Origin of the sequence: Burkholderia sp. 4NA327C6 (assembly GCF_005502655.1) — a bacterium.
GTDB lineage: Bacteria > Pseudomonadota > Gammaproteobacteria > Burkholderiales > Burkholderiaceae > Burkholderia > Burkholderia contaminans.
In genome coordinates, this window is sequence record NZ_SCNZ01000032.1 from 64,934 (window position 1) to 81,093 (window position 16,160).

General features: G+C 68.8%; 15 protein-coding genes. 2 read left to right on the forward strand and 13 right to left on the reverse strand.

The window, feature by feature from the left end:
* The first annotated feature begins 90 nt into the window (after positions 1-90).
* Entirely contained in the window at positions 91-393 is a 303-nt protein-coding gene (locus FFS49_RS27780; RefSeq protein ID WP_137910421.1) for a hypothetical protein, read from the forward strand.
* A gap of 37 nt (positions 394-430) precedes the next feature.
* Here the strand turns inward: FFS49_RS27780 and FFS49_RS27785 are convergent, their stop codons facing one another.
* Positions 431-1,351: a phosphatidylinositol-specific phospholipase C gene (locus FFS49_RS27785; RefSeq protein WP_171026848.1), complete on the reverse strand. Its 921-nt coding sequence runs from the start codon at positions 1,349-1,351 to the stop codon at positions 431-433.
* 6 nt (positions 1,352-1,357) lie between these two features.
* Between FFS49_RS27785 and FFS49_RS27790 the strand changes: the two genes are divergently transcribed.
* Entirely contained in the window at positions 1,358-2,380 is a 1,023-nt protein-coding gene (locus FFS49_RS27790) for a LacI family DNA-binding transcriptional regulator (protein ID WP_105818067.1), read from the forward strand.
* Between the two features lie 32 nt (positions 2,381-2,412).
* Here FFS49_RS27790 and FFS49_RS27795 read toward each other — a convergent pair whose 3' ends face one another.
* From FFS49_RS27795 to FFS49_RS27850, 12 genes are all read right to left on the reverse strand, one after another.
* Positions 2,413-3,273, reverse strand: coding sequence for a carbohydrate ABC transporter permease (locus tag FFS49_RS27795; protein ID WP_105818375.1), 861 nt, complete (start codon positions 3,271-3,273; stop codon positions 2,413-2,415).
* A complete protein-coding gene (locus tag FFS49_RS27800; RefSeq protein ID WP_071332264.1) occupies positions 3,270-4,139 on the reverse strand; it encodes a sugar ABC transporter permease in 870 nt (289 codons plus the stop codon). Before FFS49_RS27800 ends, FFS49_RS27795 begins: the two co-directional genes overlap by 4 nt.
* Positions 4,140-4,173: 34 nt before the next feature.
* Positions 4,174-5,412 (reverse strand): ABC transporter substrate-binding protein, encoded by a 1,239-nt coding sequence (locus tag FFS49_RS27805; RefSeq protein ID WP_105818068.1) that lies wholly within the window; start codon positions 5,410-5,412, stop codon positions 4,174-4,176.
* Between the two features lie 275 nt (positions 5,413-5,687).
* A complete protein-coding gene (locus tag FFS49_RS27810; RefSeq protein ID WP_105818069.1) occupies positions 5,688-6,896 on the reverse strand; it encodes a porin in 1,209 nt (402 codons plus the stop codon).
* Positions 6,897-7,063: 167 nt separating this feature from the next.
* Positions 7,064-8,002, reverse strand: coding sequence for a helix-turn-helix domain-containing protein (locus tag FFS49_RS27815; protein WP_039344159.1), 939 nt, complete (start codon positions 8,000-8,002; stop codon positions 7,064-7,066).
* 60 nt (positions 8,003-8,062) lie between these two features.
* Positions 8,063-8,656 carry a DUF3156 family protein gene (locus FFS49_RS27820; protein ID WP_105818070.1) on the reverse strand — a complete coding sequence of 198 codons (594 nt, stop codon included), beginning with the start codon at positions 8,654-8,656 and terminating at the stop codon, positions 8,063-8,065.
* Positions 8,653-10,155, reverse strand: a complete 1,503-nt coding sequence (locus FFS49_RS27825) for an APC family permease (RefSeq protein WP_105818071.1) — start codon at positions 10,153-10,155, stop codon at positions 8,653-8,655. Before FFS49_RS27825 ends, FFS49_RS27820 begins: the two co-directional genes overlap by 4 nt.
* Positions 10,156-10,381: 226 nt before the next feature.
* Positions 10,382-11,722 (reverse strand): aspartate aminotransferase family protein, encoded by a 1,341-nt coding sequence (locus FFS49_RS27830; protein WP_105818072.1) that lies wholly within the window; start codon positions 11,720-11,722, stop codon positions 10,382-10,384.
* A 42-nt stretch (positions 11,723-11,764) separates the two neighbouring features.
* The gene (locus FFS49_RS27835; protein ID WP_105818073.1) at positions 11,765-13,267 is read right to left on the reverse strand and encodes an aldehyde dehydrogenase family protein; all 1,503 of its coding nucleotides are present in this window, start codon (positions 13,265-13,267) and stop codon (positions 11,765-11,767) included.
* 186 nt (positions 13,268-13,453) lie between these two features.
* Entirely contained in the window at positions 13,454-14,131 is a 678-nt protein-coding gene (locus FFS49_RS27840; protein ID WP_105818074.1) for a hypothetical protein, read from the reverse strand.
* Between the two features lie 50 nt (positions 14,132-14,181).
* Positions 14,182-14,922, reverse strand: a complete 741-nt coding sequence (locus tag FFS49_RS27845; RefSeq protein ID WP_105818075.1) for a LuxR C-terminal-related transcriptional regulator — start codon at positions 14,920-14,922, stop codon at positions 14,182-14,184.
* Between the two features lie 170 nt (positions 14,923-15,092).
* Positions 15,093-15,974: a neutral zinc metallopeptidase gene (locus FFS49_RS27850; protein WP_039343886.1), complete on the reverse strand. Its 882-nt coding sequence runs from the start codon at positions 15,972-15,974 to the stop codon at positions 15,093-15,095.
* Positions 15,975-16,160: the final 186 nt, after the last annotated feature.

The following is a 16,160-nucleotide window of genomic DNA, read 5'->3' on the forward strand; positions in this document are numbered from 1 at the left end:
CGCCACGCCGTCGCCGTCCGGCCCGCCATGTCTCAACTCGGCGCAATACCGCCCGCGCTCGCCGCCCAGTCGATTTCCCGTCGCGAAATCGTGCTGCCGCTCGCCGCCGCGCTCGAGTGCATCGACTTCTGTGTCCTGCATCGCATCCCGATCTACGGCTGGGAAGGCTGGGTCCTGGCTGCCGACGGACGGGTCGGACACGGTAGCGCGCCGCAAGGCACCGTCTGCCTCGCAGACCTGCCGCTCGACGAGGCCGCCGCGTTCTGCCGCCGCACGATGGTGTCCGACGCCGAGGTCTGGCAGACCGAAAATCCCGAAACGACGGACAAACTGCATTTCTGCATCACGATCGGCGACGCACACGGATCGTCGCGCTCGCGCAGCGGGTCCTGACCAGCAAACCAGGACCGAAGTCCGCGCATTGCCTCCGCTAACAGCGAAACGTCTTGCGCCAGGCGCCCGGCGCCGGCACATGGTCGTTGCACGCGATCAGCGCGCGCACCAGCGCCCAGTCGTCGTCGTCGCAGAAGTCGAGCAGCATCGTGCCATACGGGCCGGGCTGCTCGCGCAGCCGCTCGGCCAGCCGCGCATGAATGCCCCGCACCCTGCTGTCGCCGTGCGCGACCACCGACGGATTCGCGCCCATCCCGGTCCCGCTGCAGAAGTTGATCGCCCAGCGGCCGCTGTCCGGCGACGGCAGGTCCGTCAGCAGCGTGTCGATCGCACGCCACTTCCAGCCGATCGACGCGGCCACCGGCACGCGGTATTCGTCCTGGATCACGAATGCGCCGTCGGGATGATCGATCGTGAAGGTCGCGTTGTCGGGCCACGCGGTCAGGTCGATGCCGAGCGGCCGGCTGCTGCGAAAACGCCGCAGCAGCACGATCGCGCCGCGCACGTCGCCGAGCGTGGGCAGCGTGCCGCCGGCATGCCAGCGCAGCCGCGGATGCCGCGCACGATGCGCGTCGAACGTCGCATCGAAACTGCGCGTGCAAGCATGGGCCGGCCATTCATCCTTCACCGACATTACGATGCATTCGCGCGGATGCGCTTCGAGAAAACGCGCACAGGTTGCCAGCACGTCGTCGAACGTCATGCCGAGCGCGATGCCGCCGTGATGGATGTCGAACGCATCGCGCACGTGCCGGCAGCGGATGTCGAGCAGCCGCACGCCATGCGCGAGCTGGGCATCGAGCGGCGCACGCTGGGTGCGCACGAGCCCGTCGTCGACGGTATACGCACAGGTGTCATGGCTGCCCGGTAGGGTCAGCGTATGCAGCAGTCGCGCATCGTCGAGCGCCGACATCCAGTCGGCGGGCGGCATGCACGTATCATGGCTCGAAGGGATCATGAATCGATGAATGACAAGGAAAGAAAGCCGTGGGTCACGGCGTCGGATGTCGCGGCGCGCGCCGGCGTGTCGCGCTCCGCGGTGTCGCGTGCATTCTCGCCGACGGCGAGCATCGCCCCGCAGACGCGTGAACGCGTGATGGTCGCCGCGCGCGCGCTCGGCTACCAGGTCAACCTGATCGCGCGCGACATGATCACGCAGCGCAGCAGCATGATCGGCGTCGTGACAGCAGGGTTCGAGAATCCGTTTCGCGCACGGCTGCTGTCGGACCTGATGGCCGCGCTCGGGCAGCGCGCGCTCACGCCGCTCGTGACCAATGCGGAAGATCCGCGCCAGGTCCGGCAATCGCTCGAACAGTTGCTCAGCTACCGGATCGCGGGCCTCGTGATGACGTCCGCGTCGCCGCCGCTGTCGGTGGCGCAGCAGTATCTCGAACACCGGATCCCGGTCGTGATGATCAACCGCGAGGCGAACCTGCCGGGCGCGGACATCGTCGTCAGCGACAACTCGGCGGGCGCCGCCCATGCGGCGCAGCGGCTCGTGCGGGCCGGCGCGCGCCGGCTTGCGTTCGTCGGGCCGCGCGGCGCGAGCTACAGCGCGCAGTCGCGTGCTACCGCGTTCGAGCATGCGATCGGGCGCGGCGATGCATTCGACGCGACACTCGCACACGTGCTCGACACGCCGTCCGACACCCATGCAAGCGGCGTCGAAGCCGCGCGGCAACTGTTCGCGAACGGCAAGCGGCCCGACGGCGTGTTCTGCTCGTCGGACCTGCTCGCGCTCGGCGTGATCGACGTGGCGCGCAGCGAATTCGGGCTGCGCGTGCCGGACGACGTGCGCGTGATCGGCTTCGACGACATCCCGGCCGCCGAATACGACGCGTATCGGCTCACGACGCTGCGGCAGGACACGCGCGGCCTCGCGCATGCGGCGATCGACCTGCTCGCCGACCGGATGCAGACGTTCGACGGCCCGTCGCGCACGCGCATCGTGCCGGTCACGCAGGTGGTGCGGGCCAGCTGCGCATAACCAGGGGAGATCGGGCGCGGCGGCGCCGCGCGTCACTTCAGCCCGCCCGCGAACCCGCGCAGCAGGTAGCGCTGCACATAGCCGGCCACGGCCAGCGTGGGCAGCGACGCCATCAACCCCGCGCTCATCAGGTCGCCCCAGTCGATGCCGTTCTCCGTCACGTAGCCGGCAATCGCGAGCGGCAGCGTGAAGCGGCTCGGCGTCGACACGAACAGCAGCGCGATCAGGAATTCGTTCCACGCGGCGATGAACACGAAGATCGCGGTCGCGATCAGCCCCGGCGCGCACAGCGGCAGCACGATCTGCACGAGGCGTCGAGCAAGCCCCGCGCCGTCGATGCAGGCAGCTTCCTCGTATTCGATCGGCACGTCGCGCACGAACGCGAGCAGCATCCAGATCGCCATCGGCAGCGCATAGATCTGGTACGCGAGCATCAGGCCGAGCGTCGAATCGAGCAGGTGCAGTCGCTTCGCGAGCGCGAACAGCGGCACCGCGATCGTGATCGGCGGCATCAGCTTCAACGCGAGCACGAGCACCAGGAACAGCAGGTCCAGCCGCGCCGGAAAACGCAGCCGCACGAGCGCGTACGCGGCCGGAAACGCGAGCGCCAGCGCGAGCAGCGTCGTGCCGAAGCCGACCAGCAGCGAATTGAACAGCGGCGCGCCGATACCATTGGACCATACCGAGGCGAAATGCTCGAAGGTCGGCGCGGCCGGCCAGATCCGCAACGGATGATCGAGCCGTTCGAGTGTCGGCATGAACGCCGCGCCGGCCATCCACAGGCACGGCAGCAGCAACAGCGCGAGCGCGGCGATGCGCAATGCCCACGGCATCGCGCGGCCGAATGCGGCGCCCGATCGCGCACCCGTGATGCGAGCGGGTTGCGCCGTCATGCGCGCCGCTTGCGAACCGTCTGCCATACATACCCCGAGACCAGCAGCGCGGACGCCGCGAGCATCAGCACCGACGCGGCGCTCGCCGGGCCGACGTTGAAGAAGCGGAAGCCCGTGTCGTAGATATAGGTCGACAGCGTCTGCGTCGCGTTGCCGGGGCCGCCGCCCGTCAGCGCATAGACCTTGTCGAACAGCTTGAACGTGTCGATCGAACGCAGCAGCAGCGCAAGGCCGATCTGCGGCGCCGCGAGCGGCAGCGTGATGTCGCGCAGGCATTGCCACTCGCTCGCGCCGTCGGTGCGCGCGGCTTCGTACAGCTCCTGCGGGATCGACTGCAGCCCGGCGAGCACGATCAGGAACGCCATCGGCGTCCACTGCCACACGTCGACGAGCGCGAGCGACCACAGCGCGAGATGCGGATCGGACAGCCAGCGCACGCCTTCGACGCCGAACGCCGCGAGCAGCGCATTCAGGAAGCCGTCGAAGTTGAGCCAGTTTCGCCAGATCGCCGAGCACACGAGCGTGGACAGCATCATCGGCAGGATCGCGAGCGGCAGCGCGATGCGTCGCCCCGGAAACGCACGCACGAACAGCAGCGCGAGGCCGAAGCCCAGCGCGACTTCGGCGAGCGACGCGACGATCGTGAAGCGCAGCGTGTTGCCGAAGCCGGCCGTGAACGCGTCGTCGCCGAGCACCGCGCGATAGTTCGCGAGCCCGGCAAACGCGCGCCGGCCGGCCGAGTAGTCGACCCGGCAGAACGAATCGATCAGCACCTGCGCGACCGGATACAGCGCGAGCGCGGCGAGCACCAGCAGCGCGGGCCCGAGCAGCGCGACGAACGGCAGGCTGCGGCCGAAGGCTTTCATGCGCTGTGTTCCGGCGAGGGTTGGAGACGCGCGGTCACTTGCCGGCCGCGGCCGTCGCCTGCGCGATCTTCTGCTGCGCCTGGCGCAGCGCGGCGTCGGGCGCGGCCTGCCCGGTCAGCGCGAGCTGCAGCTGGTCGCCGAGAATGCTCTCGACCTGCTGCCAGTCGTTCACGCGCGGCCGCGCACGGCCGGCTTCGAGCGCCTTCAGCTGATCCGGATACCAGCGGTACTGGCGCACCAGCGCCGGATCGTTGAACACACTGCGGCGGGTCGGCGGAATGCCGATGCCGGCAAGGCGCGTCTGCGTGTCGCGTGCGGTCAGGTACGCGAGGAAATCCTGCGCGAGCTTCGCGTGCGGCGCGTCCTTCGGGATGCCCATCTGCCAGATGCCGAGCATCGGCGCCGGGCCGGCGGTCTGCCCGGGCGGCGGCTGCAGCGCGATCTGGCCAACCACGCGCGACTGCTTCGGATCGTCGAGCGCCGGCACCCACGCCGGCCACACCTCGATCGACTGCGCGGCCGTGCCGCGCTGCAGCGCGTCGCGTACTTCGGCCGCGCCATATACGTCGACGTCCTTCGGCGCGGATGCCTTCAGCGCGAGGAAGGTCTTCAGCGCCGCCTGCGCTTCGCGAGAATCGATCGTCACGTTGCCGGCACGGTCGAACACGTCGCCGCCGTAGGCCCACAGGATCGGCAGGAAGCCCGTCACGACCGGGTTGCCCTTCGTGCCGCGGAACACGACGCCCGACACGCTCTTGTCCGCGCCGCCGACGGTCTGCGCGATCTTCAGCACGTCGTCCCAGTTGCGCGGCGGCTGCAGCTTGTACTTCGCGAGCAGGTCCTTGCGGTACGCGAACATTTCGACGTTGCCGACGATCGGCAGCGCGTACAGCGCACCGGCCGAGTTGCGGCCGAGCGCGACGGTGGACGGCACGAGATCGGCGTCGGCGAGCGACGCGGGCAGCGGCTTCAACCAGCCGTTGCCGATGAATTCGGGCGCCCACGTGTCATCCATCATCACGAGGTCGTATGCACCGGTGCCTTCGCGCATCGACAGCTTGAGCTTCTGGTACAGGTTCGCGTTCGGCAGCTTGAGCAGCTCGATCTCGGTGCCCGGGTGCAGCTTGTTGAAGCCGGCGACGGCGTCGGCCAGCCCCTTGCCGTAGATGTCGTCGCGGCCTGCGATGACGAGATCCGCGGCAACGGCGTGCGTGGCGGCGAAGGACAGCGCAAGGGCGGCGGACAGCGCGCGCAGGCGGCTCAGCAAGGTCATGAGGTCTCTCTCGTTCGGCGTGGTGGCGGGACGGCCAGGCGTTGCACACGTGTGCAACGCGGGAGATGCGTCTGGCCGCCTGTTGCGAACGCCATTGTTCACGCCGATCGTTAAGAATTTATGGCACACGGCGATCACCGGTGCGCGGCGCCTGCCGAGCGCTTGCCACTGCGAGTCGGGCGGCAACCCGGCCGCCCGCCACCCACCTGCTGCTCACCGCCCGTTGCGCGTCGCCCGCCGCACGCGTTCCGCGTGCCGTGTCCCGTGCCCTGCGCTTAAAAGTTCACACGAATGCCGGCCATCACCGCGAGTTGCCGGCTCGAATTGCTGTTCGCGAGCACCGGGATCTGCGCGTAGTTCACCGCGTTGCCGTCCGCGTCGGTGCCGAGCCCCTTCCCGCTCGCGATCTGGCCGATCGCGACCGCATACAGCGCCGTGCGCTTCGACAGGCTGTAGTTCGTGCCGACGTTCACCTGGTGGAACCGCGTCGTGCCGCGCCCGTCGGTATGCACGGCGTTGAAGATATAGGCGACGCCGCCCTGCAGCGCGGGCGTGAACATGTACGTGGCGTTCACCTCGCCGATATCGAACGTGAACGCCTGCGTGCGCGGCTGCGCGGCGGTCGAGAAATAGCGGCTGTCGCCGAGGCGCGTATGCGTATAGGTGAGCGCGATCGTCGCGTCGCCGAACGTGACCGACCCGCCCGCGCCGAACGCGCGCATCGAGCCGGCGTCCTGCAACAGGCAGACCATCGCGCCCGGGTTGCTGCACGCGAAATCGCCGATATAACCGGTCGCGCCGCCGAGCGCCGCGTCGAGCGGCTGGTGCAGGTCGAGGTAGCCGACCGAGAACGCGACCGGCGCGCGCGTGTACGTCGCGGCGACCGCATAGCCGCGCTTCGCGGAGAAATCGCCGGCCTGCCCGCCGAAGCTGAACGTGCCGCCGAACGTGAGGCCGTTGAAATCGGCGCTGGTGAACTTCACCGCGTTGTTGAAGTTGAACGCGGCGTTCAGGTTGTCGACGTCGCCGAGGTGCGAGCCGTACGGCGTCGACCAGTTGTTGCTCGACACGTAAGCGCCGAGCATGTCGGTGTACGAGTCGTACTGGCGGCCGAGGCCGAGCGTGCCGATGCCGTCCTGGCGCAGCCCGACCCACGCCTGCCGGCTGAACGCCGTGCCGCCCTGCAGCGCCTGCCCGTTCGCGGACAGAAACTGCTGCTCGAGCGTGAACAGCGCATTGAGCCCGCCGCCAAGCGGCTCGGCACCCTGGAAGCCGAACCGCGACGGCACGAGGTTGCCGCCGCCCATCTGCCACGCATGGCCGCCGCCCGTGCTGCCGTCGGCGCGCGTGAACTGCTGGTTCGTCGAGTAGATGATGCCGGTATCCACGGTGCCGTACAGCGTCACGCTGCCCGAGGTCTGCGCATGTGCGTGCATGCAGCCCAGCGTCGCCGCAGCCGCGGCCAGTCGTCGTCCGATCTTCATGTCCCGCCCCTCTGTTGTCATCGATTCGCAGTGCAGATCGATGGAGTTGTCGATATGGGTGACAGGACTCTATCCAGCGAAAATTCAGGACCTCTATCGCAAATCGGCAAACAGTCGCATGCGTTGCCCGCGACGGTGCCCGGCGGCGCCGGCGCGGCGCGCGCGTGTCATTCGGGGCGCGTCGTCTGCGACGGCAGTTCGCCGAACAGGTCGCGATACTCGCGCGCGAAATAGCCGAGGTGCGTGAACCCCCAGCTCGCGGCGGCCTCGCCGACGCCGAGCTGCTGCACGGGCGTCGTGCGCAGCAAGCGGCGCACCGCGTTCAGTCGGATCGTGCGCAGATAGCCGACCGGCGTGACGTCGGCCACGCGCTGGAAACTCGTTTGCAGCGTGCGGCGGCTGCAGCGCAGCGCGCGGCACAGTTCGAGCACGGTGACGGGTTCCTCGGGCCGGTCGCGCAGATGCTTCTCGCAACGGCTCACGATATCGCTGTAGGTGGCGTGCGTGATGTCGCGGCGCTCGACGCCGATGCCCTGCTCGAGCGCATCGAGGAACATGCCGAGCATCGCGTCGCGGAACATCTTGCGGGTGGCCGCGTATTCGAGGTGGCCCGGGTTGCGCTGCGCATCGTCGATCAGCGACGACAGCCGCACGCCGAGCGCGACGCCCTGCTCGTCGGACAGCCGCGTCACGTGGCGCAACTTGCGTGCGCCGGATGCGCCGAATTCGGCTTCGCACAGCTCGTCGACCATGTCGGACGCCGCGCTGATCCCGACGAGCCCCATCCCTTCCGGCGTGTGGAATTCGAAATCCTCGCCCGCGCGCAGCGCGAGCAGCGCGTAGCCGTCGACGGGCTGGCCCTGGAACGTGCCCGCGAGCGGCACGGACAGCGGCACCGCGAGCGACGTACGCCCGGCCGGCGCGAGCCCGGTTTGCGCGACACGCCGGTTGGTCGTTTCGCGGAAGAAGTGGAAATCGTCGTACAGCACCTGCGTGACGGTGCCCTTGAAGCGGCCCGGCGTCATCTGGCGGTAGACCTGATGCCAGCCCGCGATCGCGAGCCCGTGATCGTGCACGTCTTCGTGTGAGCGTGACTGGAACAGCATCGGCATCTCCGGTAAAACCCTTAAACGCGGCCGCCGGTTCCCGGCGCGCAACGCCATAGCTTACCCGTGCAAAATCCTGCGTAGTGCGGTTTCGAACGCGAGACAGGCCGCCGACAGCGCGCCGGCCTGCTCGCCCGTCAGGCGAACGTAGCGGCGGAACGACGGCATGCGGTTCACGACCTCGCTGCCGCCGAACGGCACGATCGCGAGCGTCCAGCGGCCGTCGCGTGCGTCGATCGTACAGTCGGTCAGGTGCAGCGGCCGCAGCGCGTCGGCCAGCGACGGTTCGGCGACCAGCGCGGCCACCGCATCGACGAATCCGGGGTCGCATCCTGGCACGGCCACCGCGTCGATACCCGTGCTGCGCAGCCAGCCGGTCTGGCGCACGCGCGCGCTGCCCTGCACGGCCGGGCCGCACGCGGTGGCCGCCACCGTCACGCTGACCGTATGCATCAGGAACTGGCGGTCGACGCGCTCATCGATGGTCACGCGCACGCCGTTCGGCAGCCGGGCCGTCAGACCGGCAGCCCCGTCGGCCTCGCGCTCGGCGCGCAGGTCGGCCAGCACGCGCGCGGCGAGCGCGCCGGGCCGATGGCCGGGCGGCGGTGCATCGGGCGCCGCGCGCCAGCGGGCGAGCGCGAGCGCGAGCTTCACGATGCGACGTGCTCGTTGCGCAGCACTTCCTCGACCGGCACCGGCCTGAACGGATGCCGGCGCTGCACGACGAGCGTCCAGAACAGCGCGTACAGCGCGGTGAGCCCGAGCATCGCGCCGAACGGCACGTAGATGTCGCGCGCGTTCATGCCCGGCGGCGTGATGTACCAGATCGCCAGGATGATGCCGACGCTCGATACGATCTGCGGCAGCGGGAACAGCGGCGAACGGTACGGGCGCGGCAGGTCCGGGCGACGAATCCGCAGCATCACGACCGACGCGGTGACGAGCAGGTACGCGGTGCCCCATGCGCAGGTCGCGGCGAGCACGAGGTGCAGGATGCTGTCGAGGTTGCCGTTGATCAGCCACGCATGGAAGATCGGCACGATCGCCGACGCGACGATGCCGACCACCGGCGTCTTGAAGCGCGGGTGCAGGTACGCGAAGCAGCGCGGCAGCGCGCCGTCGATCGCCATCCCGTACAGGATGCGCGGCAGCCCGGCCATCAGCGTGTTGATCGTCGCGGCGCCGGCGCACAGGAACGCGATGCCGAACCACACGCGGCCGAACGGGCCCAGCACCTGCAGCGCGAACGCGGGAATCGCGCCCGGCGTGTCGAGCAGGTGCGTGAGGCCGTCGGCGCTCACCGGCACGTTCGCGACCTGGCGGCGGATCGCCGCGCCGTACAGGAACATGCAGATCGCGACGCCGACGAGGCCCAGCGCCATCGCGCGCGGAATCGTCTTGCCCGGCGCCTTCATTTCCGGCGCGAGCGGCGTGACGAATTCGCAGCCGACGAACATGAACATCGCCATCCCGACCAGCGACAGCACGGCCGGCACCGACGTGCCGACATCCGAGCCGCCGAACCAGCCGTCGAGATGCACGGCCGGCGCGGCCGCGAGCCCGAGGATCCCGAAGATCATCAGCGACAGCCACATGCCGGCCGTCAGCACGATCTCGAGCTTGCTGAACACCTTGATGCCGATGATGTTGGTGATCGCGAACGTGACGACGAGGCCGACGCCGACGAGCCACGAGCTGTTGTGCTTCTCGAACGCCGCATTCAGCGATTCGAAATTGACGAGCGCCATGATGCCGCTCAGGATCGTTTCCGCCGTGCCGGCGAACACGTGCACGAGGAAATACGCGGAGATCGTGCCGGTGATCGCCCAGAAGCGGCCGAGCCCGCACGACAGGTAATCGTAAACAGAACCGGCCGTCGGCAGCATCGCGGCGGCTTCGGAGAAGGTCGTCGCCTGCGCCTGCATCATCACGAACGCGATGATCATCGCGATCGCGAACGCCCAGCCGCCCATCCCGAAGCCCGACGTCGCGGTGAGAATCACCGGGCTCGCCATGATGAGGCCGACGGCGCTCGCCAGCGCGGTCGGAAAGCCGACCGCACCCGCCTTCAGCGCCGTTCCGCCGCCTGCTTCAGCCGGCGTGCCGGCGGGCGTATCGCCCGCTGCGCCGGTAACTCCTGACCATCCCGACATCCCTGTCTCCTTCAAGTGTCGAACCGGGCCGCCGCTTCGCCGGCGGCCCGGGTTCCCTGCCTTGCGGTCAGCCCGGGGCGGCGCTTCGGCGCTTCGTTACCCGGGCCCCTTGTCGATCAAACGTCGATCCGATGTCGAAAAAATACGCAGGCAAAATAATCCGGTCATAGCCCAAATCGGCAAACCGGCGGCAGCCGCGCTGCCCGCCGCCGGTGGGCCGTCACGCTCACGCGAACGGCACGGCCTCGAAGCCCGCCGCGAGCGCGTCGACGATCCGGTCGAGCTGCTCGCGCTGGATCACGAGCGGCGGCGACAGGATGATCTTGGTGCCGACCGGGCGCACCAGCACGCCATTCTCGCGCGCGACTTCCGCGACCGCGTTCGCATAGCCCGACAGCGGGTCGATCGGCTCGCGCGTGTCCTTGTTCGCGACGAGGTCGAGCGCGAGCATCAGGCCCTTGCCGCGCACCTCGCCGACCGCCGCGAAGCGTTCCGCGAACGGCTTCAATGCTTCGAGCAGGTACGCGCCCTGCTTCGCCGCGTTGGCCGGCAGGTCTTCCTTCACGACGATGTCGAGGCTCGCGATCGCGGCCGCGCAAGCGACCGGATGGCCCGCATACGTGTAGCCGTGCATGATCGCGCCGCCGAAATCGGCGTTCGCGGCGAACGCGTCCTCGATCCGAGCGTTCACGACCGTCGCGCCGAGCGGCACGTAGCCCGACGAGATCCCCTTCGCGAGACACATGATGTCCGGGCGCACGCCCCAGCCGCGGCTGCCGAACAGGCTGCCGCTGCGGCCGAAGCCCGTCACGACTTCGTCGGCGATCAGCAGGACGCCGTAGCGGTCGCACACCTCGCGCACGAGCGGCCAGTAGTTGGCCGGCGGCACGATCACGCCGCCCGCGCCCTGGATCGGCTCCGCGATGAACGCGGCCACCGTGTCGGGGCTCTGGAACTGGATCTCGCGTTCCAGCATCTCCGCGCAGATCCGGCCGAGTTCTTCGGGATCCTGCGTGAACGGGTTGCGATACAGCCACGGCGTCTCGACGTGGAAGCAACCCGGCAGGTTCGGCTCGTAGTTGCGGCGGAATACCGTGTTGCCGTTCACCGACGCACCGCCGAAGTGCGTGCCGTGATAACCCTGCTTCAGCGAGATGAACTTCGTGCGGTCGGCCTGGCCGCGCACCTTCCAGTACTGGCGCGCGATCTTCAGCGCGGTCTCGATCGAGTCGGAGCCGCCCGAGCTGTACAGCACGCGGCGCATGCCCTCCGGTTCGAGCAGGTCGATCACCTTCTTCGACAGCTCCTCCGCGCGCGGATGCGAAATGCCGTCGAACAGCTGGAAGTATTCGAGTTCGTCGAGCTGGCGCACGATCGCGTCCTTCACTTCCTGGCGGTTGTGGCCGACGTTCACGTTCCACAGGCCCGCGACGCCGTCGACGAGCTTCCGCCCTTCCTCGTCGAACACGTAGCAGCCGTCGCCGCGCACGATGCGGATCGGCTTGCGCTGTTTCATCTCGTTCGGGTGCAGCATCGGGTGCCAGAATTTCGCTTCGTTGTAGCTCATTGCAGTCTCCACTGTGGGATCGTTCGAGGTTGATGCCGCGCGTCAGTGCGCGATGCAGACGGATTTGGTTTCGGTGAAGCCTTCGATCGCGTACTGGCCGAATTCACGGCCGATGCCCGATTGCTTGTAGCCGCCGAACGGCATCGACGGGTCGAGCGGGATATGGCAGTTCACCCATACGGTGCCGGCCTCGATCTGTGGCACGAGGTTCATCACGCGCTTCAGGTCGTTGCTCCAGATGCTGGCGGCGAGGCCGTACGGCGACGCGTTCGCGAGGCGCACCGCGTCGGCCGCATCGTCGAACGGCACGACGACGATCACCGGGCCGAACACTTCGTCGCGCACGATCGCGCTGTCCGGATGCGGATCGGCGATCACGGCCGGCTTCACGTAGTAGCCGGGCAGGTCGTCGGCCGGCGTGCCGCCCGCGAGGAACGTGAGGCCCGCGCGGCGCGCGCCCTCGATGTGCTGGACGACCTTGTCGCGGTGGTGCGCGGACACCAGCGGGTTGATCTGCGCGGTCGTGTCGAGGCCCGCGCCGAGCTTCATCGACTGCGCGACGCCCGCGAGGCCGTCGGCGAGCTGTGCGAACTTGCTGCGATGCACATAGATGCGCGAAGCGGCTGCGCACACCTGCCCCTGGTTGAAGAACGCGCCGGCCGCGACACCGTCGAGCGCCTGCGCGACGTCGATGTCGTCGAGCATCACGATCGGGTTCTTGCCGCCGAGCTCGAGCGAGAAGCGCGTCATGTTCTGCACGGCCGCCGCACCGACCAGCTTGCCGGTCGCGGTCGAGCCCGTGAACGAGATCTTCGCGATCGACGGGTGGCTCGCGAGCGCGGCACCGCACACGCGGCCGCCGGTGACGACGTTGAACACGCCTGGCGGCACGCCGGCTTCGAGTGCGAGCTCGGCCAGGCGCAGCGCGGTGAGCGGCGTTTCCGGCGACGGCTTCAGCACGATCGTGCAGCCGGCCGCGAGCGCGGGGATCAGCTTCCACACCGCGATCATCAGCGGGAAATTCCACGGCACGATCGCGGCGACCACGCCGACCGGCTCCTTGCGCGTATAGGCCGTATAGCGCGCGCCGGGCGGGAACGGGATCGACACGTCGAGCGTCTGGCCGGTGATCTTGGTCGCCCAGCCGGCCATGTAGCGCACGTATTCGACGCTCGCGCCGACCTCGATCGCGCGCGACACGTGGATCGACTTGCCCTGGTTCAGCGTTTCGAGCTGCGCGAGCGTTTCGGCGTCGCGTTCGATCAGGTCGGCGAGTTTCAGCAGGATGCGTTCGCGGTCGGCCGGACGCAGGCCGCTCCACACGCGGGTGTCGAATGCGTGCTTCGCGCTGGCGACCGCGCGGTCGACGTCGTGTGCGTCGGCGTCCGCGACGGTCGCAAGCCGCTCGCCCGTCGCGGGGTCGTACACGTCGAGCCGCGCGGCCGTGTGCGCGGGCTGCATTTCACCGTCGATGAAGAGGCCGAAGTCGCGCGCAACGAAGGTGCGCACGGTGTCGCTGACGGCGACGAAATTCGTGGTGCTCATGGGCGTCTCGAGGATTGTCGTGGCTGGACCGCATGCGCACGGGCACGCGGGCGTCGTTCCACTGTATCGACGAGGGATTGCGCGAGGTGAGCGCAAATTGGCAGCGCGTGGGCGCTGGGGGGCGGGTTCCAACCCTGCGGGGTGGTGGCGGTCGACGCGGAACACCGGCTGCGGGAGCGGTGCCGGTCAGCCGCTGACGTACATGCAGCCCGCTCCCCCGACCAGTTCGTTTTCCTTCGCACTGCCCGATGTGAACAGGCAGAAGCTGGCGCCGAGATCGCTTTCGAATTCCAGCAGGAAGTCCAGCCGGCCGTCGCGATCCAGGTCGCCCGCCCAGACCAGCGACGCGCTGAACGGCGGCGTGTTGCCACCGAAGTCATGCAGGACCGACCGCTTGCCGTCGCCTTCGACAATCACCGCACCGGATAGAGTGTGGCGTAGTGCGTACCGGCGACCGTGAAAGCCGAAACGCAGCGGGACGGCGCCGGGCTCGATCGCCTTTCCATCTTTCGGAAACGCCATGTTCGCCGCTTCGACCTTGCCCTGCCTGAGCGACTTGCAACGAAACAGCGCCACGGCTTTTCTCAGGTCGGACTTGATGTCGACGATGTCGCCGCTCGGCGGCGACGGTTCGAAGCGGACACGTGCCGGCGCAAGTTTCCAACGGTGCCTCTCCGGTATCAGTCCGAGCCATCCGCCACCGGCATAGAGACCGGCCTCACCGACGTCGTCCGGGGCAATTCGGGTCGGTTGCAGCACGAGGCACGAATCGGGCTCGCTCTCTTGCGCGAAGGCGGTCGTGGCCGTGGACGCCCCCAGCAAGGCGAGCAGCACGGCCAGCAGCGCTTTGGTTTTGGTATCCATCAGTCGGCGATCACGCAGGTTCGAATTCCGGATCGCAATTATCCGATGAATTACAGGAACAACGCCCCGACCAATTCCGTGCGGTTCGACACGCCGAGCTTGCGATACATCCGCATCAGGTGCGTCTTGACGGTCGGCTGGCCGAGCGCGAGATCGCGGGCGATCTCCTTGTTCGAGCGGCCGTCGCGCACGAGGCGCGCGATCTGCTCCTCGCGGTACGTCAGCCGCTCCTCGCAGCCGATCCGGTGAATGCCACGCCGCGCGCGCAGCAGCGGGCTCAGCGCGGCTTCGGCCACGGGCTGCAGCCGCGCGAGCGCGTCGATCTCGCCGGGCGCGAACCGCCCGCCCGTGCTGTTGCCGGCCGCGCCGCCGCGCGTGTCGGCCGCCCCGAAGCGCAGCAGCGAGAACGCGCCGACCGTGCGGCCCGCGTCGCGCAGCCAGATCTCGACGACGTCGGCCACGTCGTGCCGCCGCAGGAAACGGGTCCAGTACGCGGACGCGTCGCGCCTTTCGTCAGGCAATTGGGAAGCGAGCGTGACGACCGCGCGCTCGCCTGCCGCGCAGCGCGACGGATGCAGCGGATCGAGCATCCGGTAGCGCGCGACATAGGTGCGATGCATCGATTCCGGCATCCCGAACAGCTCGAAATCGGCCGGTTCGCCGCTCTGGTCGAGCCGGTAGAACACGATCGCGGACGGACTCGCGAACGCGTCGAACGCGTCCACGCAAGCACGCAGCGCGCGCAGCCAGTCGGCGGCGGCCGGGTCGGCGGGATCGGATGGGGTCGGCATGGTGGAATCGGCTGGCGGGCGAACGTCACGAAGATCGAAGTTCAGGCCAGCCTACCGGCGCCGAAAAGCGCCGGTGAGCACAAATCGGCAAATCGTCCCGGCCCGGCCGGTACGGCGGGTTCACCCTCCTGCCGGGACGATGGAGGCGCGCAGCCGGGCACGCGCCCGATTCAGCGTGCGTTCGCGGCGAACGTGTCGCAGGCGCTCAGTTCGCCCGATTGCATCCCGCGCCGCAGCCAGTACACGCGCTGGTCGCTGGTGCCGTGCGTGAAGCTCTCCGGTACGACATAGCCCTGCCCCTGCTGCTGCAGCCGGTCGTCGCCGATCGCGGCGGCGGCCTTCAGCCCCTGCTCGAAATCGCCGGGTTCCATCAGCCGCTGGTTCGCGCGCTGCGCGTTGTTCGCCCACACGCCGGCAAAGCAGTCGGCCTGCAGCTCCATCCGCACCGACAGCGCATTCGAGTGCGCCTGGCTCGCCCGCCGGCGCGCCGCGTCGACCTTGTCGGAGATGCCGAGCAGGTTCTGCACGTGGTGGCCGACTTCGTGCGCGATTACGTAAGCCTGCGCGAAATCGCCGCCCGCGCCGAAACGCGTGCGCAGTTCGTTGTAGAAACCGAGATCGATATACACCTTGCGGTCGCCCGGGCAATAGAACGGCCCCATAGCAGTCTGGCCCGTGCCGCATGCGGTCGGCGTCGAGTTCGTGAACATCACGAGCGTCGGCGGCTGGTACTGCGCGTGCAGTTGAGTATTGAACACGCCCGTCCACGTACGCTCGATATTGCCGAGCACCTTGCGCGTGAACACCGCACCCGTGTCGTTCGCCTGCTCGCCCTGCCGCTGCGCGGGCGCGGGCTGCGCCTGCTGCTGGCGGCCCTGCAGCGCCGAGGCGCCTTCGAGTATCACGCGCGGGTCGATCCCGAAGAAATACGACGCGGCGAACGCAACCACGATCGTGCCGATGCCGATCGTCGCGCCGCGCCCGCCGCCGAACCCGCCTGCGCCGCGGCGATCCTCGACGTTCGTGCTTTCCGTTTCGTCGTCCAGCCTCATAGCCGGCCCTCCCTGTTCTTGTCGATGATCCGGCGCGCGAGCGCGCAACCGGGCGATAGGTTGTCGTGACACGATCCCCGGCCGATGCAGCGCGCGCGTCGGGTGCGCGCTCGTGCCGGGATCGACGGCCTGCCGCTCCGCTCGCACGACGGAATCGGCCGGCCGATGCGCCGCGCGTCGATACGC